Below are 25,198 nucleotides of genomic sequence, written 5' to 3' on the forward strand. Positions count from 1 at the left end.
CAACATAGCTAACGCTCCTTTTTGAGAAGCGCTAGCGAAGTTTGTATTACTTGAGTTCTGCTTTAGCGCCAGCTTCTTCAAGCTTCTTCTTAGCTTCTTCAGCAGTTTTCTTGTCAACGCCTTCTTTGATTGGCTTTGGTGCACCGTCAACCAAGTCCTTAGCTTCTTTTAAGCCAAGACCAGTAATTTCGCGAACTGCCTTAATTACTGAAACCTTGTTTGCGCCAGCTTCGAGCAAGTTCACAGTGAATTCTGTTTGCTCTTCAGCAGCAGCACCGCCACCGCCTGCACCAGCAGGACCAGCAACAGCCATCGCTGCAGCTGAAACGCCAAACTTCTCTTCGAACGCTTTGACTAAGTCGTTCAAATCCATAACGGACATGCTACCTACTGCTTCAATGATTTCTTCTTTAGTAATCGCCATTTTTAGCTCCTAATACTTAAATAGTTAATCTGTCGCTTATTCAGCGGCAGGGGTTTCTTTTGCTTCTGTTCCAGCTTCTGGGGCTGCGGCTGCAGGCTCAGCGGCTGCTTCAGGAGCTGCGGCTTCAGCAACGACTGCTGCTGGGGCTGCTGCTTCTGCTACAGGTGCTGGAGCTTCGGCTACAGGAGCAGGTGCTCCAGCTGCCTTTTGTGCTGCTACTGCGCCCAATACGCGAGCCATCGCAGAAACAGGTGCCAACATCACACCTAACAACTGAGATAACAACTCGTCGCGGCTTGGAATTGTTGCGAGAGCTTTTACACCCGCAACATCTAACAACTTGCCGTTGTATAAGCCAGCTTTAATGACTAGCAAATCTTGAGTCTTAGCAAAGCCCTGCAATACTTTTGCCGAAGCAATCGGATCAGCAGAGATGCCGTAAATCAAGGGGCCAACCATCGAATCAGCAAGAGGCTCAAACTGTGTGCCTTGTGCAGCACGGCGTGCCAATGTGTTCTTCAAAACGCGAAGATAGACACCTTGGTCACGTGCGCTAGCACGTAGCTTTGTCAACTGCTCTACTGGAATACCACGGTATTCAGCGAGCACGACAGTTTGGGCTCCAGCCAATTGAGCGCCGACATCAGCAACAATCGCTTTTTTGTCTTGTACATTCAAAGGCACGGTTTAACTCCATAAAAACCAACTGTTTCCAGTTGGGGTTACACACCAGCGTCTGATCATTTGTTCACAAAGACTCTTGTGAAAATCTTTTCAGGGTCGCCATCTGCGCTGGCTATTACTTTCGTAACGATTAAGAATTAACTCTGTATTAGCAACTAATTCACCAACGGTCTTTGATGTTCGACTCTCACTCAAAGAGCAGGAGCCGACCCAAAGTTCTTTTTTGTTACAAGCTACTTATTGAGCCGCTTGTAACGATGCTTGGTCAACACGTACGCCTGCACCCATGGTGCTGCTTACGGCAACCTTCTTTAAATAAATTCCCTTAGATGCAGGCGGCTTTGCTTTATTCAAAGCTTCAAGCAACGCAAGCAAATTGGACTTTAGTGCAGTTGGCTCGAATGAACGACGACCAATGCTTGCGTGCACGATACCGGCTTTGTCCACACGGAATTGCACTTGACCCGCTTTTGCATTCTTCACTGCAGTAGCTACGTCAGGAGTCACAGTTCCCACTTTTGGATTTGGCATCAAACCACGTGGGCCCAATACTTGACCCAAGGTACCAACAATTTTCATTGTGTCTGGTGATGCGATCAAAACGTCAAAATCAATTTTGCCGCCTTTAATTTGTTCAGCAAGTTCTTCCATGCCAACGATTTCTGCGCCAGCGGCTTTAGCCTGTTCGGCTTTCTCGCCTTGTGCAAAAACAGCAACACGAACGTGCTTACCTGTACCAGCTGGGAGCACTACTGCGCCACGCACAACTTGGTCAGATTTCTTAGCATCAATACCCAACTGAACAGCAACGTCGATGGACTCATCGAACTTAGCAGTTGCACACTCTTTAACGAGGCTCAATGCATCCTCCAATGAATAGAACTTGTTGCGATCAACCTTAGATTGAATTGCTTTTACGCGTTTAGATAATTTAGTCATGATTAGAGACCTTCCACAGTGATGCCCATGGAACGGGCGCTACCAGCAATTGTTCTAACAGCTGCGTCCATATCGGCTGCTGTCAAATCTGGCATTTTTGCTTTAGCGATTTCTTCCGCTTGAGCACGGGTAATTTTTCCTACCTTGTCGGTATGAGGACGTGGTGATCCTTTTTCGATCTTCGCAGCCTTCTTGATCATGATGGTTGCTGGAGGAGTCTTCATGATGAATGTGAAGCTCTTATCAGCGAATGCTGTAATCACGACTGGAATTGGCAGGCCAGGTTCCATGCTCTGAGTTTGAGCATTAAACGCCTTACAAAATTCCATAATGTTCAGGCCGCGTTGACCCAATGCTGGACCTACGGGTGGTGATGGATTTGCTTTGCCTGCAGGGATCTGCAGTTTGATAAAGCCAATAATCTTCTTTGCCATGTGTGCTCCTTAAAGCGCGCCTAACCTCATTAGGAAAGACCGCCGTTGAGTAAACGCTTTGCTAGTTTTTGGCTTTCTAGCTCCGCTCCTCGGTTAATTACTAAAACCAAATAACCACTTAAAACAACTATTTCACTTACAAAACTGGACTAAGTCCTTGTTTTTACATCTTTTCTACTTGGCCAAACTCCAGCTCAACTGGGGTACCGCGACCGAAGATTGTAACAGAAACGCGTAATCTTGACTTCTCATAGTTCACTTCCTCAACGTTTCCGTTGAAGTCTGTAAATGGGCCTTCTTTCACGCGAACCATCTCACCCACCTCAAACAGGGTCTTGGGCTTCGGTTTATCCACGCCAGCCTGCATCTGATCCATGATTTTGGTGACTTCAGCAGTAGAAATAGGGCTTGGACGGTTACGAACACCTCCCACGAAACCGGTCACTTTTGGGGTATTTTTCACCAAATGCCAGCTTTCATCGGTCATTTCCATCTCAATCAGGACATAACCTGGGAAGAAACGGCGCTCAGTGACTGATTTTGTGCCAGATTTGATCTCTACCACCTCTTCGGATGGGACCAAAATACGGCCAAATTTCTCAGGCATGCCAGAACGTGCAATACGCTCCTCAAGGCCTTTTTTAACGCTCTTTTCCATTCCAGAATAAGCGTGGATTACGTACCAGCGCATATTGCCGGTAGCTTGTGGATTTGCAGCTACTTCAGAATCAATCATGTTTTACTCACTTCCAGCCTAAAAGGACTGAAAAAACTAGCCATTCAATCAATTTGTCTGCAATCCATAAAAACAAGGACATGATCAGAACAAAGCCAAATACGACTAGAGTCATTTGGGTAGTCTCTTTACGAGTCGGCCAAACAACCTTTTTTACTTCGTACCAAGAATCTTTTGCATAGGCGATAAAACGACGCCCATCGGGTGAAATCGCCACAATCAAAACCGCAGCTGCAATGCCACCGAACAATACACCCAAGCGCACCAATAAAGATTGGTCGATGAGCGTGTAGTAAAGCACTAACGCAGCAACGACGATTAAAGCAGCGAGTCCAGAGACCCAGCTGCTCTTTTCTTCAGAATGACTTGCAGTTTGTTGAGACATATTACTTTCAGTTCAAATCGTGGCAGGGGCGGAGGGCATCGAACCCCCAACCTTTGGTTTTGGAGACCAACGCTCTGCCAATTGAGCTACACCCCTTTATAAAAACTCATTACCAAAACTACTTAAGCCAAAATCTTTGCAACCACACCGGCGCCAACAGTACGGCCACCTTCACGGATCGCAAAACGTAAACCTTCTTCCATCGCGATAGGGGCGATGAGTTTGACGGTAATCGTGACGTTATCACCAGGCATGACCATTTCTTTGTCTTTTGGCAACTCAATAGAACCCGTTACGTCCGTTGTGCGGAAGTAAAACTGAGGGCGATAGTTGTTAAAGAATGGTGTATGACGGCCACCTTCATCTTTACCCAAGATATAGACCTCGGCTGTAAAGTGAGTATGGGGGGTGATTGAACCAGGTTTAGCCAATACTTGGCCGCGCTCAACTTCTTCACGTTTTGTACCGCGCAACAAGATACCCACGTTATCGCCTGCTTGACCTTGGTCGAGCAATTTGCGGAACATTTCAACACCAGTACAAGTAGTCTTCAATGTTGGTTTGATACCAACGATTTCAATCTCTTCGCCAACCTTAACGATACCGCGCTCAATACGACCAGTCACTACAGTGCCGCGACCAGAGATAGAGAACACGTCTTCTACTGGCATCAAGAACGCACCATCAATGGCACGCTCTGGAGTTGGGATGTAAGTATCAAGGGCTTCAGCCAATTTCATGATGGCTTCTTTACCCAATGGGCCTTCGTCGCCTTCTAAGGCTAACTTAGCAGAACCTTGGATGATCGGTGTGTCATCGCCTGGGAAGTCATATTTAGACAGAAGTTCACGCACTTCCATTTCAACTAACTCGAGCAATTCAGCATCATCAACCATGTCGCACTTGTTTAAGAACACCACGATGTAAGGAACACCCACTTGGCGTGCCAAGAGGATGTGCTCACGCGTTTGTGGCATTGGGCCATCAGCTGCAGAGCAAACTAAAATAGCGCCGTCCATCTGAGCAGCACCTGTAATCATGTTCTTAACGTAGTCAGCATGTCCTGGGCAGTCAACGTGAGCGTAGTGACGGTTTGCAGTCTCATACTCAACGTGCGCAGTATTAATCGTAATACCACGGGCTTTTTCTTCTGGAGCAGCATCGATCTGATCATATGCTTTTGCTTCGCCACCGAATGCTTTTGAGAGCACAGTTGCAATTGCTGCTGTCAAAGTCGTTTTACCGTGGTCAACGTGACCGATAGTGCCTACGTTTACGTGCGGTTTTGTCCGCTCGAATTTTTCTTTTGCCATTTTTGTTCTGCCTTTAGTTAACTCTTAAACCAAACACGAAATACACAATTAATAAAATCAAACATGGTGCCCATGGGCAGGATCGAACTGCCGACCTCTCCCTTACCAAGGGAGTGCTCTACCACTGAGCCACATGGGCGAAATCTAATACAACAAATCTGGAGCGGGATAAGAGAATCGAACTCTTGACCGAAGATTGGAAATCTGCTGTTTTACCATTAAACTAATCCCGCACATCTGGTGGAGGGGGTAGGATTCGAACCTACGTAGGCGTAGCCAACAGATTTACAGTCTGCCTCCTTTAGCCGCTCGGACACCCCTCCGCGAACCCAATATTCTGACTCCAAACGGAGTATCTGTCAATCTCTCTAACGCTTTGCACAAGTAAAAACGCCCAGACCTAAAGGGGTCTGGGCGTCGCATTGGTGCCCGGCAGTTACCTACTTTCACACGGGTAATCCGCACTATCATCGGCGTAGAATCGTTTCACTGTCCTGTTCGGGATGGGAAGGAGTGGTTCCAATTCGCTATGGTCACCGGGCGTAGAGGGTTGAGTTGCTGATAAATCAACAACTCTATTTGAGTAAGCATGTAATAAGGATGCAGAATAAATCTGGCAAACATCCAACACAATAGTGCTGGTTATAGGATCAAGCCTAACGGGCAATTAGTATCGGTTAGCTTAATGCATTACTGCACTTCCACACCCGACCTATCAACGTTGTGGTCTTCAACGACCCTTTATGTAGGTTAAACCTACGGGAGATCTCATCTTCAGGCAAGTTTCCCGCTTAGATGCTTTCAGCGGTTATCTCTTCCATTCATAGCTACCCTGCGATGCTTCTGGCGAAACAACAGGTACACCAGCGGAATGTCCACTCCGGTCCTCTCGTACTAGGAGCAGCCCCCGTCAAATCTCCAACGCCCATGGCAGATAGGGACCAAACTGTCTCACGACGTTTTAAACCCAGCTCACGTACCTCTTTAAATGGCGAACAGCCATACCCTTGGGACCGGCTACAGCCCCAGGATGAGATGAGCCGACATCGAGGTGCCAAACACCGCCGTCGATATGAACTCTTGGGCGGTATCAGCCTGTTATCCCCAGAGTACCTTTTATCCGTTGAGCGATGGCCCTTCCATACAGAACCACCGGATCACTATGACCTGCTTTCGCACCTGCTCGACTTGTCGGTCTCGCAGTTAAGCACGCTTTTGCCATTGCACTTTAGGTACGATGTCCGACCGTACCAAGCGTACCTTCGTACTCCTCCGTTACACTTTGGGAGGAGACCGCCCCAGTCAAACTGCCTACCATGCACTGTTCCCGACCCGGATAACGGGCCAAGGTTAGAACCTCAAATAAATCAGGGTGGTATTTCAAGGTTGGCTCCAGCGAAACTAGCATTCCGCTTTCAACGCCTCCCACCTATCCTACACAGACCGATTCAAAGTCCAATGCAAAGCTACAGTAAAGGTTCATGGGGTCTTTCCGTCTAGCCACGGGTAGATTGCATCATCACAAACATTTCAACTTCGCTGAGTCTCAGGAGGAGACAGTGTGGCCATCGTTACGCCATTCGTGCAGGTCGGAACTTACCCGACAAGGAATTTCGCTACCTTAGGACCGTTATAGTTACGGCCGCCGTTTACTGGGACTTCAATCAAGAGCTTGCACCCCATCATTTAATCTTCCAGCACCGGGCAGGCGTCACACCCTATACGTCCACTTTCGTGTTTGCAGAGTGCTGTGTTTTTATTAAACAGTCGCAGCCACCTTTTTATTGCAACCCTTTCGTCCTTCCGTTGTTCACGGTCAAACTACAAGGGCGCACCTTATCCCGAAGTTACGGTGCAAATTTGCCGAGTTCCTTCTCCTGAGTTCTCTCAAGCGCCTTAGAATACTCATCTCGCCCACCTGTGTCGGTTTGCGGTACGGTCTTGTTAGACTGAAGCTTAGAGGCTTTTCTTGGAACCACTTCCAATTGCTTCGCGAATAAATTCGCTCGTCTCACGCCCTTGAATTACGCTACCGGATTTACCTAATAGCCATCTCCAACGCAAGAACCGGGACATCCAACACCCGGACAACTTTCCGCGATCCGTCCCCCCATCGCATCTAACAATGGTCAAGGAATATTAACCTTGTTCCCATCAGCTACGCATCTCTGCCTCGCCTTAGGGGCCGACTCACCCTGTTCCGATGAACGTTGAACAGGAAACCTTGGGCTTACGGCGAGGGGGCTTTTCACCCCCTTTATCGCTACTCATGTCAGCATTCGCACTTCTGATACCTCCAGCATCCTTTACAAGACACCTTCACAGGCTTACAGAACGCTCTCCTACCATCACATTGCTGTGATCCGCAGCTTCGGTTATATGCTTAGCCCCGTTACATCTTCCGCGCAGGACGACTCGATCAGTGAGCTATTACGCTTTCTTTAAAGGATGGCTGCTTCTAAGCCAACCTCCTGACTGTTTTAGCCTTCCCACTTCGTTTCCCACTTAGCATATATTAGGGACCTTAGCTGGCGGTCTGGGTTGTTTCCCTCTTGACACCGGACGTTAGCACCCGATGTCTGTCTCCCGTGCTTGCACTTGTAGGTATTCGGAGTTTGCTATGGCGCAGTAATCCGCAATGGACCCCACTACCATGACAGTGCTCTACCCCCTACAGTGATACACGAGGCACTACCTAAATAGTTTTCGGAGAGAACCAGCTATTTCCAGTTTTGTTTAGCCTTTCACCCCTATCCACAGCTCATCCCCTAACTTTTCAACGTTAGTGGGTTCGGTCCTCCAGTACGTGTTACCGCACCTTCAACCTGGCCATGGATAGATCAACTGGTTTCGGGTCTACACCCAGCAACTAGCGCCCTATTCGGACTCGCTTTCGCTACGCCTTCCCTATTCGGTTAAGCTTGCTACTGAATGTAAGTCGCTGACCCATTATACAAAAGGTACGCAGTCACCCCTTACGAGGCTCCTACTGTTTGTATGCACACAATTTCAGGATCTATTTCACTCCCCTCCCGGGGTTCTTTTCGCCTTTCCCTCACGGTACTTGTTCACTATCGGTCGATTACGAGTATTTAGCCTTGGAGGATGGTCCCCCCATATTCAGACAGGATTTCTCGTGTCCCGCCCTACTTGTCTCTAGCCTAGTACCACTCAATAATTTTCACATACGGGACTATCACCCTTTATTGTTGGACTTTCCATTCCATTCTGTTAATTACTGAGCTATCACTAGAAGGCTCTTCCCATTTCGCTCGCCACTACTTTGGGAATCTCGGTTGATGTCTTTTCCTCTTGCTACTTAGATGTTTCAGTTCACAAGGTTCGCTTCTCATACCCTATGTATTCAGGTATGGATACCACAAAAGTGGTGGGTTTCCCCATTCAGAAATCCCCGGATCAAAGCTTATTTACCAGCTCCCCGGGGCTTATCGCAGGTTATAACGTCTTTCGTCGCCTGTAATCGCCAAGGCATCCATCATGTGCACTTATTCACTTGATCCTATAACGAGCACCATTGCTAGCACCTGTTACAGGTTTTACTTCTACTTCTGACATGTTTGCCGTAATCCAAACTGTAAGTACTTGTTAAGAACTTTGTAAAACTCGTTTGATATTACTGATTGATGATTCAATCTTTACCCTTATTACATTGTCAAATGTCCTCTCAAAGAAACATTTGACACTTTGCTTACTCAAATTTTTAAAGAACAGCCATAAATGGCAAAACTAAACGATTCAGTATTCGCTTAGTTTTGACATTTAGATGTTGGTGGAGGATGACGGGATCGAACCGACGACCCCCTGCTTGCAAAGCAGGTGCTCTCCCAGCTGAGCTAATCCCCCAACGTCCACTAAGTCCATATCAACGCTGATTGGTGGGTCTGGTAGGACTTGAACCTACGACCCCTGCGTTATCAACACAGTGCTCTAACCAGCTGAGCTACAGACCCGTGGCTTTTATTGTCAACCGATAAGTGTGGGCACTATAGCTCCAGCATCTTTTCTCTAGAAAGGAGGTGATCCAGCCGCACCTTCCGATACGGCTACCTTGTTACGACTTTACCCCAGTCATGAACCCTGCCGTGGCAGTCGCCCCCCTTGCGGTTAGGCTAACGGCTTCTGGCAAAACCCACTCCCATGGTATGACGGGCGGTGTGTACAAGACCCGGGAACGTATTCACCGCGACATTCTGATCCGCGATTACTAGCGATTCCAGCTTCACGTAGTCGAGTTGCAGACTACGATCCGGACTACGATGCATTTTCTGAGATTAGCTCCCCCTCGCGGGTTGGCAACCCTCTGTATGCACCATTGTATGACGTGTGAAGCCCTACCCATAAGGGCCATGAGGACTTGACGTCATCCCCACCTTCCTCCGGTTTGTCACCGGCAGTCTCTTTAGAGTGCTCTTGCGTAGCAACTAAAGACAAGGGTTGCGCTCGTTGCGGGACTTAACCCAACATCTCACGACACGAGCTGACGACAGCCATGCAGCACCTGTGTTCACTTTCTCTTACGAGCACCTAATGTATCTCTACTTCGTTAGTGACATGTCAAGGGTAGGTAAGGTTTTTCGCGTTGCATCGAATTAATCCACATCATCCACCGCTTGTGCGGGTCCCCGTCAATTCCTTTGAGTTTTAATCTTGCGACCGTACTCCCCAGGCGGCTGACTTCACGCGTTAGCTACGTTACTCAGGATGTAAATCCCGAACAACTAGTCAGCATCGTTTAGGGCGTGGACTACCAGGGTATCTAATCCTGTTTGCTCCCCACGCTTTCGTGCATGAGCGTCAGTGTTATCCCAGGGGGCTGCCTTCGCCATTGGTATTCCTCCACATATCTACGCATTTCACTGCTACACGTGGAATTCTACCCCCCTCTGACACACTCTAGCTATACAGTCACAGGCGCCATTCCCAGGTTAAGCCCGGGGATTTCACGCCTGTCTTGTATAACCGCCTGCGCACGCTTTACGCCCAGTAATTCCGATTAACGCTCGCACCCTACGTATTACCGCGGCTGCTGGCACGTAGTTAGCCGGTGCTTATTCTTCAGGTACCGTCATTCCCGGACTGTGTTAGAGCCGGTGTTTCTTCCCTGACAAAAGAGCTTTACAACCCGAAGGCCTTCTTCACTCACGCGGCATTGCTGGATCAGGGTTGCCCCCATTGTCCAAAATTCCCCACTGCTGCCTCCCGTAGGAGTCTGGGCCGTGTCTCAGTCCCAGTGTGGCTGATCGTCCTCTCAGACCAGCTACTGATCGTCGCCTTGGTGGGCTTTTACCCCACCAACAAGCTAATCAGGCATCGGCCGCTCTAATCGCGCGAGGTCTTTCGATCCCCCGCTTTCCCCCTCAGGGCGTATGCGGTATTAGCACAGCTTTCGCTGCGTTATCCCCCACGATAAGGTACGTTCCGATGTATTACTCACCCGTTCGCCACTCGCCACCAGGTGCAAGCACCCGTGCTGCCGTTCGACTTGCATGTGTAAGGCATGCCGCCAGCGTTCAATCTGAGCCAGGATCAAACTCTTCAGTTCAATTCCTGTGATCCTTGCGGATCGTCGCACTCATTCAAGAAATTGACTTGGTAATAAAACCAAATCTTTTTACTGTCTATGAGTACTATTTGTTTACATCTGTCCCGAAGGACTGGATGCTTTCGCCTAGTACCCACAATTATCGGTTGACTAATTTTTAAAGAGGGCTGTATCGTTTTTCAAAAACATTCAGCGAAGAAGCGAGACTATGACATACCCGAATAGGGTTGTCAACACCTTTCCCACTCTTTTTCCTATAAAAGACGAAGATTTTTCTGACTTTTCAAATAAAACCAATGAAATCAATGGGATAAATTTTGAAAAATTTTTCAACTTTTTTAGATATTTCCTCTTTTTAGAGCTTTTGCGTAAAAAGGAAGGGCGCTAAACCTAGATTTTTGATGCTTATTTGCAGATAGTCCACACCCTAGGGAAAACCCTTAATTTTTCCTGCTTTTCTGCTAAAATGTTGCTATGCACAATAATAACTTAGCAAACGATCACTTATCTACCCAGCCTTATATGGCAGGGAAGGCCGTGCCAGTTCGAGAGCTTCATGCAGGCCACAGGTCAGAAATTCTGAACCATCTATTGCAGTTGGGCGCTGAAGATCGTCGCTTACGTTTTGGCACCCAGACCCCTGATGAAGTTATTCATCACTATGTTGAGAGCCTTAATTTCAAGCGAGATGCTGTTTTTGGCGTCTTTGACCATGATTTAAGGCTCATTGGCATGGCGCATCTAGCGTATTTGCCTGAAATCAAAGGGCAAGCTCACGCCGCTGAATTTGGCGTATCCGTATTGCCAGAGGGAAGGGCGCAGGGGCTTGGAACCGCTCTGCTGCAACGCTCTGCAGTGCACTCACGTAATAGCAATATTCAAACGCTTTATGTTCACTGCCTAGCTAACAACAAAGCAATGATGCATCTAGCTCAAAAAGCTGGCATGACAGTTGAATATGCCTACGGTGATGCTGATGCGTATCTCAAATTGCCACCAGCAAACTCTGGGACGATTGTTGAGGAGGCCGCTAATGAGCAGTGGGCAGACTTTGATTACGCCCTAAAAGAAAACTTGAAGTTGGCGAATCAAGCTTGGTGGTGGTTCTTAGGCAGACCTCGTCACGCACGCTGAGCTAAATAGATTGATGCGCGCTGAATTCTCACATCAATTTTGACTCGGTGTACCCCGCAATATCCAGCTAACCAGTAAAGATAAATCCGCTTCATTTAACTTTGAATTCGCGGGCATGGGCACAACCCCCCAAGAGCCTGCACCACCTTTAGCGATTTTATTTTTCAAAAATGCTTGCGCATTTGGATTGCTTTTATATTTTTGCGCAACGGATTGGAAGCTTGGTCCCACTATTTTTCTGTCAAGAGCATGACAACCTAAGCAAGCATTTTGCTTTGCAAGCGTAAATGCTTTTTGATCCTCGCTGTCTGCATGCGCATGGGGAATGAAATAAGCAAGCGCTGTAAATATAAAAACTATTTTTACAATTACTCGCATTGCGGACATCACTAACCCAAAAAAATTACTGGAATTTAGGCGGGCTGTTTGGCGTTGTTTGATCGGCCTTGCCTTGCTTTTCTAGACGATTTTTTTCTTCTACAGAAATTAAGTCAAAGTAAACATAAACATCTTTCACACCATTTGTATTGCTAGCTACTTTTTTTGCTAAGTCAGCTTCGTTCTGCGTCAAGATGCCCATCAGATAGACGCTTGATCCCTCGGCAATAATCGACATAGAGTTTGATGGCAATTGATCTGTAAAGATCATCTGGGTTTTTATTTTCGACTCAAGATAAGAATCGTTAGCACGTGCTGTATATGTGCTGTTAGAGCCAATGATCAATTCATTAAAAACGGTGCGCGCGTTCTTCATCGCCTTTACATATGCGCCTGCTTCGCTTTTGATACCAGCATCTTTTACTTCGCCTGTCAGCAATACTTTTTGATTGAATGAGGCCACGTTAATGTGTGCGTTATCACCAAACTTTTTGCCAAGCGCAGCATTCGCCTCCAACTCAATACCATTATCAATTGCTTGCACTCCTGGAGTACGACGATCAGCCATGACGCTTGCACCCGCAGCAACGCCACCTACAGCCAAAACTCCGCATGCAGATAATTGAGATGTCATTACTACAGCAATGACTAATTTTCTGAAAGATTGAATTTGCATATGCATTTCTTTAGCGTGTTTAAAAAAATTAATCGAGCAAAATATGATCAACGCCATCACACAGGCTATGCAGTAAAACTAAGTGAGTTTCTTGAATTCTCGCAGTACGAGTTGAGGGCGCACATAAATGAATATCATCCTTATCCAGTAGTGCCGCAATCTTTCCACCGCCATTGCCAGTAAGCGCAATAATTTTGATCCCAATTTTTTTTGCAGCTTCGATTGCTTTAATTACGTTCTTAGAGTTACCAGACGTCGAAATTCCCAAGAGAATGTCGCCTTTTTTTCCAAGGCCACGCACTTGCTTGCTGAAGACTTCGTCATAGCTGTAATCATTGCCAATCGCAGTCAGGATCGAGGTATCCGTTGTCAGTGCAACTGCAGCCAACTCTTGGCGCTCTCTTTCAAATCGACCCATCAACTCAGCGGCAAAGTGTTGTGCATCTGCTGCCGAGCCACCATTGCCACAAGCCATCACTTTACCGCCAGCCTTCAAACAATCGACCATCGCCTGCACACCATGTGCCACAGACTCTGGAAGAATTTTTTCAGCCTCTTGCTTTACCGCAATACTGTCTAAAAAATGTTGAGAGGCGCGCTTGCGCAAACGTTCAATAGTGTCTTTATCCATAGCAATATTATGCGCCAAAGCAAGCCTAAATTCTGATGCAATCAGCTTAACTCAAAAGCAACGTATTCTCTTGCTTATTGATTAACCTTCAGCAGACAATATCCCTATGGAACTAGGCTCATTGGATTTTTTAAAGCAACAGGATTTACCTGCTGGGGCCTTGTATATGATTGCTACGCCGATTGGCAATTTAGGTGACATTACCTTACGCGCACTTCACGTCCTAAATTCAGTAGATGGCATCGCTTGTGAAGACACTAGACATAGTGCCGCACTACTGCAGCAATTTGGCATTCATAAAAAATGTTTGGCCTTGCATGCGCACAATGAGCTTGGCGGCGCCCAAACAGTGATCCAACACCTAGCCAACGATGAGCGCTGGGCTTATATTTCGGATGCTGGGACTCCCGGGGTTTCAGATCCTGGCGCTCGACTTGTAGACGAAGTGCAAAAAGCCGGCTTTCGTGTCATTCCGATTCCTGGTGCCAGCTCGGTATCCTGCGCCATATCTGTATCGGGGTCTGTCATGCTCAACTCCGATGGTCAATTTCAATTCTTGGGTTTTTGGCCACATAAAACTAAAGACCGCGATGTGCTTTTGCACGATATTTGCAGCAGCAAAAAAACGAGCATCTTCTTTGAGTCACCGCACAATATTCGTGAAACACTTCTGTTTCTTGCCGGGTCATTAGAAAAAGAGCGCCAAGTTTTTATTTGCCGTGAGCTCACTAAAAAATTTGAGCAACTTGTTTCCATTCAGGCCCAAGAAATTGAATCTTGGATTGAAAATGCTGAGAGCCTTAAAGGTGAATTCATCATACTGATTGCAGGGCGCCACGCCAATGCTGACGAGGCTCCAGAGCATGCCTCTCTAATGCGTTGGGCAAATGCATTAAACCCATATCTAGGCAGCAAAGAGATCGCAGCAGTACTTTCACAAGTGTTGGGCTTAACAAAAAAAGATGCCTATCAAATTGCACTTGACGCGAAAGATAGCAATTCAGAGCAATAAAAAAGCTGGCATATAGCCAGCTTTTTCGAATACTAAAAAATTTTATTTGGCATTAGGGGCCGGTGTGCTGCTGGCCTCTTGCACATTCAACTGGGCCACCGGCTTAATAAGCGCTTCGGAGGTGCTAGAAGAATCGCCACGCTTACCGTTATTCACAAACACCATCAACAACAAAATAATAATCAAGGGCACAAAAAAGCTTGCAAACACCACGATGATGAGTTGTTTTGGGGACTTAATAAGGTTTCCGTGCTCGTTGCTCATAAGAATTTATCTTTTAATGCGTTGTAGGGTTGATTTGCGGTGATTATAACTAGAGAGCAAGGATAGAGGCACTTACAATAGCGGGGTAGCCAGTTTTCCTGGCGCCCGTAGCTCAGTGGATAGAGTATTGGCCTCCGAAGCCAAGGGTCGCAGGTTCGATTCCTGCCGGGCGCGCCAAAACAGAAGGGGTATTTGACCTACATTATGCGCAAAACTATGAAAACCGCTATCATTTGGGTCTAAATTATTGATTCTTATCGTGTCTACACATCTAAATTCAGCCCTTTCAGAGCCCTCTCTGACAAATCCTTTGCATCCTGAGGCGCCCTTGCCACACCGAAAGATTATTCGGAGTTGGTTAATTCCAATGGCACAAGGTGAAACTGGGCGCGCGATCATGTTGCTCATGATCGATGCTTTTTTATGGCTCAGCTGTATCGCTGGGACGATTTTCGTTGAGAACGTTCTGCTCAAAATCATTTTTGGGGTGGTTGCTGGTTTTGTAACCGGTCGCATTTTTATTTTGGGTCACGATGCATGCCATCAAAGCTTCACACCGAGTCGTGAGCTCAATAAGGTGTTGGGTCGCATTGCATTCTTGCCATCCCTGACTCCATATAGCCTTTGGGATGTTGGCCATAACGTAGTGCACCACGGCCAAACCAATTTGAAGGGTTTTGACTTTGTTTGGGCGCCGTTATCAAAAGCAGAATATGACGCACTGTCCCCTGGCCGGAAAGCTCTAGAGCGCCTGTATCGCAGTGGTTGGGGCCCTGTTTTCTACTACCTTATTGAAATTTGGTGGAGACGTGAATACTTCCCCAATGCACATAACAAACCTGGCGACCGCCCCATTTTCCTTAAAGATAATTTGCTCGTAAGCGCCTTCGGAATAGTCTGGATTGGCTGTCTCATTGCCGGCGCAATCGCTACCGATCAATCCATTTTGGTGGGTTTAGTGACTGGTTTTGCAGTGCCATTCTTATTCTGGAATGGCATGATTGGATTTGTGGTCTATGTTCACCACACCCATCCTTCCGTCTCTTGGTATGACAAAAAATCTGAATGGCTCCGCGCCCAGCCTTTTGTGTCAACTACAGTTCACCTGACTTTTAACTGGATTTGGGGTGCTTTAATGCACCATATCATGGAGCACACTGCCCATCACGTAGACATGAGCGTGCCCCTCTATCGTCTCACAGAGGCCCAAAAAACCCTTGAAACCATCCTTCCAGAGCGTATTTTTGTTCAAAAGTTCTCTTGGGGCTGGTATTTTGATACCGCTCGCAAATGCAAGCTCTACGACTTTGAAAACAAGGCTTGGCTGGATTTTGACGGTAACAAGACAGCCGATTCTGTCCGGGTTGTCTTAACCCCAATACCAGCAGGACAAAACGGGTAAAATAGACCTCTGTATAAAGATTTGCCTTACCCGGATTGCCCATGACTACCTCGACTCCAGCAGTTACCCAAGATTCTTCCCAGAGCCTTAAGTTTTGCTCTTCTTGCAGTCGCGAAAAACGACTTGAGGGTGGCACATGGATTCCGACTAGCAATCGTAAGCAACGCTGGATTTGCGCTAGCTGCCTCTATAACCGTACCCACCGTACCGGTTCAGCAAAAGCCTAATTTTTTCGTTTTACTGTTTTAAGTGCCATCCCCAACATAGGGGTTAGTTTTGCGTTCTTGTCCAAATGTAGACATGGGCCCATGTCCGGGTACAAACTGCACATCATCCCCAAGCGGCAAAAGTTTTGTTTTAATTGCGTTGATCAAGTCAGCATGATTGCCGCGCGGAAAATCTGTTCTGCCAATTGAACCTGCAAACAGAACATCACCCACGATGGCTAGACGATCTTCTTTGTCAAAAAAGACAACGTGGCCCGGCGTATGTCCAGGGCAATGCAATACTTCTAAATTAACATTGCCAACTTGAACATGATCGCCATCATTGAGCCAACGATTTGGCTCAAATACTTTTGCATGACCAAAACCAAAACGCACAGTCTGCTCAGGCAACCGCTCAATCCAAAAACGTTCATCCTCCTGGGGGCCTTCAATGGGAACGCCCAACTGATCAGCCAAATCTTTAGCACAGGCGCAGTGATCTAAATGTCCATGGGTCAACAAAATCTTTTTTACATTGCCGCCCATTTGTTGAACACCATCAAGAATCTTTTCAATATCACCACCTGGATCAACCACGGCAGCATCCCCAGTCTCCTGACAGACCAGAATCGAGCAGTTTTGCTCAAACGGAGTAACTGGGACAATTCCTAATTTAATTGGCATATGTGAATTTTTCAATCAAAGCTAGTTTATGGGACTACGCATAAAATGTTCTCAAAGGATAAAACATGAACAGCCAAGATACATTTAAATTTGCAGAAACTCATGAGTGGGCCGATATGGAAAGTGATGGCCTAGTGTGGGTTGGGATTAGCAATCATGCTCAAGAAGCCTTGGGAGATGTAATGTTCTTTCAAGCGCCTAAGATTGGTCAACTAGTCAAGCAGGGCGAAGCCATTGCGGTAATCGAGTCTGTCAAAGCAGCGAGCGATATTCATGCGCCAGTGAGCGGTGAAATTGTTGAGCTCAATGCGGAAGTCGAAGCCTCTCCCGAGCTTGTCAATGAAAAACCGTATGCAGTTTGGTTATTCAAAATCAAAGCGAGCTCAGACGACAGTCTTATTTCAGAATTCAATCAACTCATGAGTTTAGAAAAATACAGCTCAGGCCCTGGAGCGTAAACATTAGATTGAGATTGGGTCACGCTCAATCAACCAACGAATGCGCTCAAGTTTGCTAATGCGTCCTTGAGAGCTATCTCGCAAATCGCGATCGATTGCCTCTAGAACATCCTGCAGTTGCCTACGATCATCGGACTCGATGACCAGCTGAGCACGCTCATTTCCAGCGACCCGCATAATGCTTTTGGGAACGGGGTCGTAGACCCGGAGACCCTGTGTAATCAGGCCCTGATCTCTTAAGCGTGCTTTTATAGAACTCAAAAACCCAATTGCCTTATCCAAACTCTTGGCTTCAGCGTGGACCAAGCCCTGATAAGAGAAGGGCGGTAATTTAGCCTCATCTCGCTCGCTAGCAATGTGAGATAGAAATCCATCAACATCATGCCTTAACAAATACTGAAATACTGCCGCTTCCGGAAATTGGGTTTCGATATAAATATCACCACTCTGCTCTCCATCTTTGTTAGCCCTTCCAGCTCTGCCCGCCACCTGAACGAGCTGTGCAAATAGTCTTTCTGCTGCTCGAAAATCTTGGGAGAACAAACGGCTATCCGCATCTAGCACTGCAACCATGCCAATGTTTTGGTAGTCATGTCCTTTAGCAATCATTTGAGTGCCAACTACGATGTCTACATTCCCATCATGAATTTCTTGAAACAGCTCCTCCGCACCTTTGCTCTTGCGACTAGAGTCTGTATCCACCCGGAGAACTCTTGCCTTAGGCCAGACCTCTTCAATAGCATCCTCTAACTTTTGGGTACCTTGGCCCAACGTTTTTAAATCGGCATTACCACAATCAGGACAATGACTAGGAATGGGCTTAACCAAGCCACAGTGGTGGCAGCTTAACACTGGCTTACGTCCTAAAGCGCCTGCCTTATGCATCACCATATATGAACTGCATTGTTGACACTTCGATAACCATGAGCACGCACTACAGCTCAACACCGGTGCATAGCCTCTTCGATTAATCAATACTAGGCTTTGCTTTTTATCTTGCAAATTTTTATTCATTGCATTTACCAAGGGCTTACTCAATGAAATTTTTGCTGTGGGCCTATCAATATCTCCAGGACTAAACTGATTCTGTGGATCTCGTGTATTAATTAAATGCACTTTTGGTAGGCTCGCGCCCTGTGCTCGTTGGTCTAAGCGCAGATACTGATAGCGTCCTGATTTGGCTGCCATCCAAGTTTCAAGTGAGGGCGTAGCTGAAGAAAGCAATATCGGAACCTTTAAATCGTGTGCACGCCAAACGGCCAAATCTCTAGCCGAGTAACGAATTCCATCTTGTTGCTTATAAGATGGGTCATGCTCTTCATCAACCACAATTGCACGTAGATTCGGTAATGGAGTTAATACCGCCAATCTTGTACCCAAAATGATTTGCGCTTTTCCAGTAAGCGCTTCATACCAAGCAATGCCACGTTTTTTTTCGCTCACGCCACTATGGAGCACTACCATTTTCTTATCCGGAAAATAAACGCGCACCCTGCGCTCTAACTGTGGCGTTAAGTTAATCTCCGGCACCAAAATTAATGCTTGAGAATTGTCATTCTGAAGAATGGTTTTTAGCCAATTTAAAAACACAGCGGTCTTTCCGCTACCAGTTTGACCTTGAAGTAGGGCTACTTTAAATTCTTGCGCAATGACATTGGCTCGCAAATCTTTTAAGGCTAACTCTTGAGCTTCATTTAACTGCGCTTCGCTGATATAACCCTCGCTTAGTTTGGGCTCTTCTTTTTTCTTTTTCTTTGTTTCGCCTAGCATTAACTTTGCAGGTATTTTTTCCCAATCTGCTGGCTTTTTCCACATCTGTGGAATTGCTGGAATGATGGTTTCCCCAAGTCCATGAATGTAATACTGGCTAGCAAAATTCATTAGTCTGAGTGTCGCTGGATCTAGCAGCGGCAATGGGGAAAGCTTAGTTATACCCTTTAATTTATCAAAATCAGAGTGAGTACTAACTTTTATCACCACGCCAACCAAAGTTGAGCGCCCAAAAGGAACTTCAACAATATGGCCAATCTCTGGGTCGGCCCCCAGCACCTCTTTATTCCACAAATAATCAAAACCCTGGGCCAAGGGCTTATCGACAACTACTTGAACCACAATGGGTAAGGGCATTTACTTCTTTTTTCTATTTTGCTTGTGGATAAGTCTGTGGATATCATCCAAGAATGATGATTTATAAGCTAATTTACCAGCAATCTGTGCTAGCACTCATTTTGAGCCCAATAGCCAGATAATCATATAAATCAATAACTTATAAGAACTTCCGAAAGTTAAAGTTCATCTTTAATCGGAATCTCACTGAATTTTGAATTATGACCAAAATTGTGCATAACTTTTGTCTAAAAATACTGAAAGTTAGCAAATACTATGGATTATTGCTTTGATCTAAGAGCCCTGGAGTGCTGAATAACGGTTTCTGTTAAAGCAGTTACGCTTTCTGGCGGGGTAAATTGAGAGATCCCGTGACCCAGATTAAATACATGTCCATCCAATGGATGGAGACCTGGCTTGAGAGTTGGGGCACTCGCCAAATCATCTAGTAATGTACTTGCCTGCTGAGCGATCTGCTCAGGCTCTGAGAACAAAATCAGAGGATCCAGATTACCTTGTAACGCCAAAGGCTTATTTAAAGACAGCAACTGTTTACGTGCGCGACTGAGAGACATAGTCCAGTCAATGGCAATGACATCAGCGCCAACTTGTGCCATATCGTTTAACCAGATGCCACCGCCTTTTGTGAACATGATCACTGGAATTTTTCTACCTTCATGCTCACGCGGTAACAATGCAATCACTTTTTGCATCGAGGCCAAAGACATTTTTTGATACCAACCATCTGGCAGCATTCCACCCCAAGTATCAAAAATCATCAACGCCTGTGCGCCCGCTTTTAATTGCTCAGTGAGATAAGCGGCAACCGATTGTGCATTGATATCTAGAACATGCTGCAACAAATCAGGGCGACTAAACATCATCGTCTTGGCATGACGGAAATCATCTGAACTTGAACCATCAATCATGTAGCAAGCTAATGTCCATGGGCTTCCTGAGAAGCCAATCAAAGGAACGCGTTGTTTGCCATTCTGGATCAAAGCTTTACGGATCTCAGAGACAGCATCAAATACGTACTTGAGCTCACCCATATCTGCTACGCGTAATTTCTTAACCGCTTCTTCAGTACGAAGCGGATGATCAAAGCTCGGGCCTTCACCAGCAGTAAATTTCAATCCCAATCCCATAGCATCTGGGACAGTCAAAATATCAGAGAATAAAATAGCTGCATCCAATGGATAGCGATCTAAGGGCTGAAGTGTTACTTCAGTCGCGTATGCAGGATTTTTTGCAAGCCCTAAAAAACTTCCTGCCTTAGCCCGTGTAGCATTGTATTCAGGAAGGTATCGCCCAGCTTGGCGCATGAGCCAAAGCGGTGTTTGATCAACCGCTTCACCCAAGCAGGCTTTTAAAAAACGGTCGTTTAACAGCAAGGGGATAACCAGCGCTTACTTTTTGCGACGGAAGCGGGCGATAGCAGCCAACTGTGCAGCTGCCATAGCGAACTCGGACTGAGCCAAAGCCAAATCAAAATCGGTGCCACGGTTTTGCATGGCTTCTTCAGCACGCTTCTTAGCTTCGAGCGCTTTGGCTTCATCAAGATCATGGCCTCGAATAGCAGTATCTGCTAATACGGTCACGTGGTCTGGCTGAACCTCTAAATAGCCACCCGCCACGAAAACGAACTCTTCGTCACCATCGGCTTTTTCAATACGAACTGAACCTGGACGAATACGTGTGATCAAAGGAGTGTGGCCGTGCAAAATGCCGAGCTCACCAGTTTCGCCAGGAAGCGCGACAAATTTGGCTTCCCCGCTAAAAATAGAGTGCTCAGCACTTACTACATCGACGCGTATGGTTGACATAATTTCCCTAGATGAAATCGATTAAAGCTTCTTGGCTTTCTCGATGGCTTCATCAATTGAACCCACCATGTAGAACGCTTGCTCTGGCAAGTGATCCAACTCACCACTGACGATCATCTTGAAGCCACGGATGGTTTCTTTCAATGGAACGTATTTACCTGGTGAACCAGTGAAAACCTCAGCAACGTGGAAAGGCTGGGACAAGAAACGTTGAATCTTACGAGCACGAGCCACGGCTAACTTGTCTTCGGGAGACAATTCGTCCATACCCAAAATCGCAATAATGTCACGCAACTCTTTGTAGCGTTGTAATGTCATCTGAACCGAGCGAGCTACTTCATAGTGCTCTTGACCAACCACTTGCGGGTCGAGCTGACGGCTGGTGGAGTCAAGTGGGTCAACCGCTGGATAAATACCCAAAGCAGCAATATCACGTGACAGAACAACAGTAGAGTCTAAGTGCAAGAAGGTTGTCGCTGGTGACGGATCAGTCAAGTCATCCGCAGGAACGTAAACGGCTTGAATAGAAGTAACAGAACCCGTCTTCGTAGAGGTAATACGCTCTTGCAACTTACCCATCTCTTCAGCCAATGTAGGCTGGTAACCCACAGCAGAAGGCATACGACCAAGCAAGGCAGAAACTTCAGTACCAGCCAATGTGTAACGGTAGATGTTGTCAACGAAGAACAAAATATCACGGCCTTCGTCACGGAATGCTTCAGCCATAGTCAAACCTGTCAACGCAACGCGCAAACGGTTACCTGGAGGCTCATTCATCTGACCAAACACCATCGCCACTTTATCGATAACGTTAGATTCTTTCATCTCGTGATAGAAGTCATTACCTTCACGAGTACGCTCACCAACACCAGCAAACACTGATAAACCTGAGTGTTGTTTAGCAATGTTATTAATCAATTCCATCATGTTGACGGTCTTACCAACACCCGCACCACCGAACAAGCCAACCTTACCGCCTTTAGCGAATGGGCAAACCAAGTCGATCACCTTAATGCCGGTTTCGAGCAGATCAACAGAAGGGGATAGTTCATCAAACTTTGGTGCTGGCTGGTGAATAGCGCGACGCTCTTCAGTAGCAATTGGGCCTGCATCATCAATTGGGCGACCCAATACATCCATAATCCGGCCAAGTGTTGCTGGGCCAACTGGAACAGAAATTGGCTTACCAGTAGATTTCACTTCCATGCCACGACGCAAGCCATCGCTTGCACCCATTGCAATCGCGCGAACTACGCCGTCACCGATTTGTTGCTGAACTTCAAAGGTCAAACCTTTTTCAGCAAATGATTTTTCACCGCTTTCAACTAATGTCAACGCATCATAAATGTTTGGCATTTTGTCGCGTGGGAACTGAATGTCCACCACTGGACCGATACATTGCACGATATTTCCGTTACTCATCGCTTTCTCCGCTCTTAATTCCTAAATTCTTTGTATTCCTAAACGCTGACCGCTTAAACAGCAGCCGCTCCACCAACAATTTCTGACAACTCTTTGGTAATGGCAGCTTGTCGTGTTTTGTTGTAATCCAATTGCAATTCGCCAATCACGTTCTTCGCATTATCTGAAGCGGCCTTCATTGAGACCATGCGTGCAGATTGCTCAGAAGCCATGTTTTCAGCAACGGCTTGGTAAATCATTGCTTCAACGTAACGCTTCAACAGGCCATTTAAGATGGACTCAGCGTCAGGCTCATAGATGTAATCCCAAGAGGGGCCTGCTTTATCTTCAGGAGTCAAAGCAGCTGGCTCTAAAGGCAAAAGCTTCTCTAAAACAGGCTCTTGTTTCATTGCATTTACAAAACGGGTATATGCCAAATAGACCGCATCAATCTCACCTCTCTCAAACGCCTCTAACTGGGCAGTAATTGCGCCAATCAAAACATCTAAATGCGGTGTGTCACCAATTTGGATTGTTTGAGAAATGAGTTTCGCTTTTGAACGATTCAGAAATTGCAGGCCTTTTGAACCAATCGCGGTGTACTCAATACCAACATTTTTGTCTTGCAACTCACGCACTTGGTTAGCAATCAAACGCAGTACGTTGGTATTCAAACCGCCGCATAAGCCTTTGTCTGTTGTAACCAAGATCGTGCCAACTTTCTTTACTTCACGAGTCGCCATGTAAGCAGGGCGGTACTCAGGATTTGCTTTAGAAAGATTGGCCACAATTTCACGAATTTTTTCAGCATATGGGCGCGCATTACGCATGCGCTCCTGGGCGCGACGCATCTTGGATGCGGCGACCATTTCCATTGCCTTCGTGATCTTGCGCGTGTTTTGCACGCTCTTGATCTTTGATCGTATCTCTTTTGTGCCGGCCATGATCTCTATGCGTCCTTAGAAGGCTGCTGAACGCTTGTAGTCCTCAATCGCAGCACGCAAAGCGGCTTCGTCTTCTTTGCTCAAATCTTTAGTTTCTTCGATGCGGCCAACTAAATCTGCATATTTAGATTTCAAATGATCTTGTAAGCCCTTTTCAAACGGCAATACATTCTTCACTTCGATATCGTCAAAAAAACCATTGTTCACGGCATAGAGTGAAGCAGCCATTTCCCAAACTTGAAGCGGCTTATATTGAGCCTGCTTACACAATTCAGTAACACGACGACCGCGCTCAAGCTGCTTGCGGGTTGCTTCGTCAAGATCTGAGGCGAACTGAGCAAACGCTGCCAATTCACGGTATTGCGCTAAGTCGGTACGAATACCACCAGACAATTTCTTAATGACTTTAGTTTGTGCTGCACCACCAACGCGGGAAACAGAAATACCGGCGTTAATCGCAGGACGCACACCAGCGTTGAACAAATCAGTTTCCAAGAAGATCTGACCGTCAGTAATGGAAATCACGTTGGTTGGAACGAATGCAGAAACGTCACCAGCTTGAGTTTCAATAATTGGCAATGCAGTCAAAGAACCGGTTTTACCTTTTACTGCGCCGTTGGTGAACTTCTCAACATACTCAGCGTTTACACGAGCAGCGCGCTCGAGCAAGCGTGAGTGGAGGTAGAACACGTCACCAGGATAGGCTTCGCGACCTGGTGGGCGACGTAGCAACAAGGAGATTTGACGATAAGCAACCGCTTGCTTGGTCAAGTCATCGTAAACAATCAAAGCATCTTCGCCACGATCGCGGAAATATTCACCCATGGTGCAACCTGCGTATGCAGAGAGGTATTGCATCGCTGCAGACTCAGAAGCACTCGCTGCAACCACTACGGTGTAATCCATCGCGCCCAATTCTGTGAGCTTGCGAACCACGTTAGCAATAGTAGAAGCCTTTTGACCAATCGCCACGTAAACGCAATAAACGCCTTTGCCCTTTTGATTAATGATCGCGTCAACTGCAACCGCTGTCTTACCAGTTTGACGGTCGCCAATGATCAACTCACGTTGACCACGGCCAATAGGAACCATCGCGTCAATCGCTTTCAAACCCGTTTGTACTGGCTGGCTAACAGATTGACGTGCGATCACGCCAGGAGCAACTTTTTCAATAAAGTCAGTTAACTTGGTATTAATTGGGCCTTTACCATCAATGGGTTGACCAAGTGCGTTAACAACGCGCCCGAGCAACTCTGGGCCAACGGGAACTTCTAAAATGCGGCCCGTACATTTAACGGGGTCGCCTTCTTTAATGTGGGTGTATTCACCCAACACTACAGCACCAACAGAATCACGCTCAAGGTTCAAGGCGAGGCCGATAGTGTTGTTAGGGAACTCCAACATTTCGCCTTGCATAACACCTGACAAGCCATGAACGCGGCAAATACCGTCGGTCACTGAAATGACAGTACCTTCATTGCGAGACTGGGTGTCAACGCCCATTTCGCTAATTCGGCTTTTGATCAGCTCGCTGATCTCGGAAGGGTTGAGTTGCATTACTTACTCCTGGGTCTTATTTCGTATGTTCTTAATCGGGA

Annotated in this window: 22 protein-coding genes, 7 tRNA genes, 3 rRNA genes and 1 pseudogene; 6 read left to right on the forward strand and 27 right to left on the reverse strand. The window is 46.6% G+C overall.

Annotation, left to right across the window (positions count from 1 at the left end; genetic code table 11):
• Positions 1 to 46: 46 nt before the first annotated feature.
• The 16 genes and pseudogenes from rplL to VC178_RS02920 all read right to left on the reverse strand — a co-directional run bounded on the left by rplL (position 47) and on the right by VC178_RS02920 (position 10,478).
• Positions 47 to 424 (reverse strand): 50S ribosomal protein L7/L12, encoded by a 378-nt coding sequence (gene rplL / locus VC178_RS02845; RefSeq protein ID WP_068947688.1) that lies wholly within the window; start codon positions 422 to 424, stop codon positions 47 to 49.
• Positions 425 to 589: 165 nt separating this feature from the next.
• Positions 590 to 1,108, reverse strand: a pseudogene (gene rplJ / locus VC178_RS02850) (50S ribosomal protein L10); the annotation flags it as partial.
• A 237-nt stretch (positions 1,109 to 1,345) separates the two neighbouring features.
• Entirely contained in the window at positions 1,346 to 2,047 is a 702-nt protein-coding gene (gene rplA, locus VC178_RS02855) for a 50S ribosomal protein L1 (protein WP_215296095.1), read from the reverse strand.
• Between the two features lie 2 nt (positions 2,048 to 2,049).
• Positions 2,050 to 2,481, reverse strand: a complete 432-nt coding sequence (gene rplK / locus VC178_RS02860; protein ID WP_011901890.1) for a 50S ribosomal protein L11 — start codon at positions 2,479 to 2,481, stop codon at positions 2,050 to 2,052.
• Positions 2,482 to 2,644: 163 nt separating this feature from the next.
• The gene (gene nusG, locus VC178_RS02865) at positions 2,645 to 3,217 is read right to left on the reverse strand and encodes a transcription termination/antitermination protein NusG (protein WP_087908791.1); all 573 of its coding nucleotides are present in this window, start codon (positions 3,215 to 3,217) and stop codon (positions 2,645 to 2,647) included.
• Between the two features lie 7 nt (positions 3,218 to 3,224).
• On the reverse strand, positions 3,225 to 3,602 hold the full coding sequence (secE, locus tag VC178_RS02870; protein WP_215296094.1) for a preprotein translocase subunit SecE: 378 nt from the start codon (positions 3,600 to 3,602) through the stop codon (positions 3,225 to 3,227).
• A 20-nt stretch (positions 3,603 to 3,622) separates the two neighbouring features.
• Positions 3,623 to 3,698: transfer RNA gene (locus VC178_RS02875), tRNA-Trp, on the reverse strand.
• A gap of 26 nt (positions 3,699 to 3,724) precedes the next feature.
• Complete coding sequence (gene tuf / locus VC178_RS02880) at positions 3,725 to 4,915, reverse strand: elongation factor Tu (RefSeq protein WP_215296093.1); 1,191 nt, start codon at positions 4,913 to 4,915, stop codon at positions 3,725 to 3,727.
• Between the two features lie 64 nt (positions 4,916 to 4,979).
• Positions 4,980 to 5,054: transfer RNA gene (locus VC178_RS02885), tRNA-Thr, on the reverse strand.
• Positions 5,055 to 5,074: 20 nt separating this feature from the next.
• A tRNA-Gly gene (locus VC178_RS02890) sits at positions 5,075 to 5,148 on the reverse strand.
• A 5-nt stretch (positions 5,149 to 5,153) separates the two neighbouring features.
• Positions 5,154 to 5,238, reverse strand: a tRNA-Tyr gene (locus VC178_RS02895).
• A gap of 104 nt (positions 5,239 to 5,342) precedes the next feature.
• Positions 5,343 to 5,456 (reverse strand): 5S ribosomal RNA (gene rrf, locus VC178_RS02900).
• Positions 5,457 to 5,561: 105 nt separating this feature from the next.
• Positions 5,562 to 8,435 (reverse strand): 23S ribosomal RNA (locus VC178_RS02905).
• A gap of 268 nt (positions 8,436 to 8,703) precedes the next feature.
• A tRNA-Ala gene (locus VC178_RS02910) sits at positions 8,704 to 8,779 on the reverse strand.
• Positions 8,780 to 8,809: 30 nt separating this feature from the next.
• A tRNA-Ile gene (locus tag VC178_RS02915) sits at positions 8,810 to 8,886 on the reverse strand.
• Positions 8,887 to 8,945: 59 nt separating this feature from the next.
• Positions 8,946 to 10,478, reverse strand: a 16S ribosomal RNA gene (locus VC178_RS02920).
• Together the 16S, 23S and 5S rRNA genes with 5 tRNA genes alongside form the textbook arrangement of a ribosomal RNA operon.
• Before the next feature lie 474 nt (positions 10,479 to 10,952).
• Between VC178_RS02920 and VC178_RS02925 the strand changes: the two genes are divergently transcribed.
• Entirely contained in the window at positions 10,953 to 11,612 is a 660-nt protein-coding gene (locus VC178_RS02925) for a GNAT family N-acetyltransferase (RefSeq protein WP_215296092.1), read from the forward strand.
• Positions 11,613 to 11,645: 33 nt separating this feature from the next.
• Here VC178_RS02925 and VC178_RS02930 read toward each other — a convergent pair whose 3' ends face one another.
• From VC178_RS02930 to VC178_RS02940, 3 genes are read right to left on the reverse strand one after another with little or no spacing between them, the layout of a single operon-like run.
• The gene (locus VC178_RS02930; RefSeq protein WP_323481542.1) at positions 11,646 to 11,999 is read right to left on the reverse strand and encodes a c-type cytochrome; all 354 of its coding nucleotides are present in this window, start codon (positions 11,997 to 11,999) and stop codon (positions 11,646 to 11,648) included.
• A gap of 16 nt (positions 12,000 to 12,015) precedes the next feature.
• Positions 12,016 to 12,666: a BON domain-containing protein gene (locus tag VC178_RS02935; protein WP_215319458.1), complete on the reverse strand. Its 651-nt coding sequence runs from the start codon at positions 12,664 to 12,666 to the stop codon at positions 12,016 to 12,018.
• A gap of 28 nt (positions 12,667 to 12,694) precedes the next feature.
• Positions 12,695 to 13,297: a phosphoheptose isomerase gene (locus tag VC178_RS02940; RefSeq protein WP_215296090.1), complete on the reverse strand. Its 603-nt coding sequence runs from the start codon at positions 13,295 to 13,297 to the stop codon at positions 12,695 to 12,697.
• A gap of 106 nt (positions 13,298 to 13,403) precedes the next feature.
• Between VC178_RS02940 and rsmI the strand changes: the two genes are divergently transcribed.
• Complete coding sequence (gene rsmI / locus VC178_RS02945; RefSeq protein WP_323481543.1) at positions 13,404 to 14,309, forward strand: 16S rRNA (cytidine(1402)-2'-O)-methyltransferase; 906 nt, start codon at positions 13,404 to 13,406, stop codon at positions 14,307 to 14,309.
• A 42-nt stretch (positions 14,310 to 14,351) separates the two neighbouring features.
• Here rsmI and VC178_RS02950 read toward each other — a convergent pair whose 3' ends face one another.
• Positions 14,352 to 14,573, reverse strand: a complete 222-nt coding sequence (locus tag VC178_RS02950; protein ID WP_251370013.1) for a hypothetical protein — start codon at positions 14,571 to 14,573, stop codon at positions 14,352 to 14,354.
• 101 nt (positions 14,574 to 14,674) lie between these two features.
• On the opposite strand from VC178_RS02950, the gene VC178_RS02955 reads away from it, so the two are divergent.
• The 3 genes from VC178_RS02955 (at position 14,675) to VC178_RS02965 (ending at position 16,202) form a co-directional block, all read left to right on the forward strand.
• Positions 14,675 to 14,750, forward strand: a tRNA-Arg gene (locus VC178_RS02955).
• A gap of 82 nt (positions 14,751 to 14,832) precedes the next feature.
• Entirely contained in the window at positions 14,833 to 15,975 is a 1,143-nt protein-coding gene (locus VC178_RS02960) for a fatty acid desaturase (RefSeq protein ID WP_323481544.1), read from the forward strand.
• A 41-nt stretch (positions 15,976 to 16,016) separates the two neighbouring features.
• Positions 16,017 to 16,202, forward strand: coding sequence for a hypothetical protein (locus VC178_RS02965; protein ID WP_215296088.1), 186 nt, complete (start codon positions 16,017 to 16,019; stop codon positions 16,200 to 16,202).
• A gap of 18 nt (positions 16,203 to 16,220) precedes the next feature.
• Here VC178_RS02965 and VC178_RS02970 read toward each other — a convergent pair whose 3' ends face one another.
• Complete coding sequence (locus VC178_RS02970) at positions 16,221 to 16,865, reverse strand: MBL fold metallo-hydrolase (RefSeq protein WP_416350523.1); 645 nt, start codon at positions 16,863 to 16,865, stop codon at positions 16,221 to 16,223.
• A 65-nt stretch (positions 16,866 to 16,930) separates the two neighbouring features.
• Between VC178_RS02970 and gcvH the strand changes: the two genes are divergently transcribed.
• Entirely contained in the window at positions 16,931 to 17,323 is a 393-nt protein-coding gene (gcvH, locus tag VC178_RS02975; protein WP_215296087.1) for a glycine cleavage system protein GcvH, read from the forward strand.
• Positions 17,324 to 17,326: 3 nt separating this feature from the next.
• Here the strand turns inward: gcvH and priA are convergent, their stop codons facing one another.
• The 6 genes from priA to atpA form a co-directional block, all read right to left on the reverse strand.
• The gene (gene priA, locus VC178_RS02980) at positions 17,327 to 19,450 is read right to left on the reverse strand and encodes a replication restart helicase PriA (protein ID WP_323481545.1); all 2,124 of its coding nucleotides are present in this window, start codon (positions 19,448 to 19,450) and stop codon (positions 17,327 to 17,329) included.
• Between the two features lie 260 nt (positions 19,451 to 19,710).
• The gene (gene hemE, locus VC178_RS02985; protein WP_416350533.1) at positions 19,711 to 20,829 is read right to left on the reverse strand and encodes a uroporphyrinogen decarboxylase; all 1,119 of its coding nucleotides are present in this window, start codon (positions 20,827 to 20,829) and stop codon (positions 19,711 to 19,713) included.
• A gap of 9 nt (positions 20,830 to 20,838) precedes the next feature.
• On the reverse strand, positions 20,839 to 21,255 hold the full coding sequence (locus tag VC178_RS02990; protein WP_215296084.1) for a F0F1 ATP synthase subunit epsilon: 417 nt from the start codon (positions 21,253 to 21,255) through the stop codon (positions 20,839 to 20,841).
• Between the two features lie 21 nt (positions 21,256 to 21,276).
• Complete coding sequence (gene atpD, locus VC178_RS02995) at positions 21,277 to 22,677, reverse strand: F0F1 ATP synthase subunit beta (protein WP_112202554.1); 1,401 nt, start codon at positions 22,675 to 22,677, stop codon at positions 21,277 to 21,279.
• 53 nt (positions 22,678 to 22,730) lie between these two features.
• Positions 22,731 to 23,600: a F0F1 ATP synthase subunit gamma gene (gene atpG, locus VC178_RS03000; RefSeq protein WP_215296083.1), complete on the reverse strand. Its 870-nt coding sequence runs from the start codon at positions 23,598 to 23,600 to the stop codon at positions 22,731 to 22,733.
• A gap of 15 nt (positions 23,601 to 23,615) precedes the next feature.
• Positions 23,616 to 25,157 (reverse strand): F0F1 ATP synthase subunit alpha, encoded by a 1,542-nt coding sequence (gene atpA, locus VC178_RS03005; RefSeq protein WP_215296082.1) that lies wholly within the window; start codon positions 25,155 to 25,157, stop codon positions 23,616 to 23,618.
• Positions 25,158 to 25,198: the final 41 nt, after the last annotated feature.

The sequence above is a fragment of the Polynucleobacter sp. AP-Sanab-80-C2 genome, from assembly GCF_035012965.1.
In the GTDB taxonomy this organism is placed as follows: domain Bacteria; phylum Pseudomonadota; class Gammaproteobacteria; order Burkholderiales; family Burkholderiaceae; genus Polynucleobacter.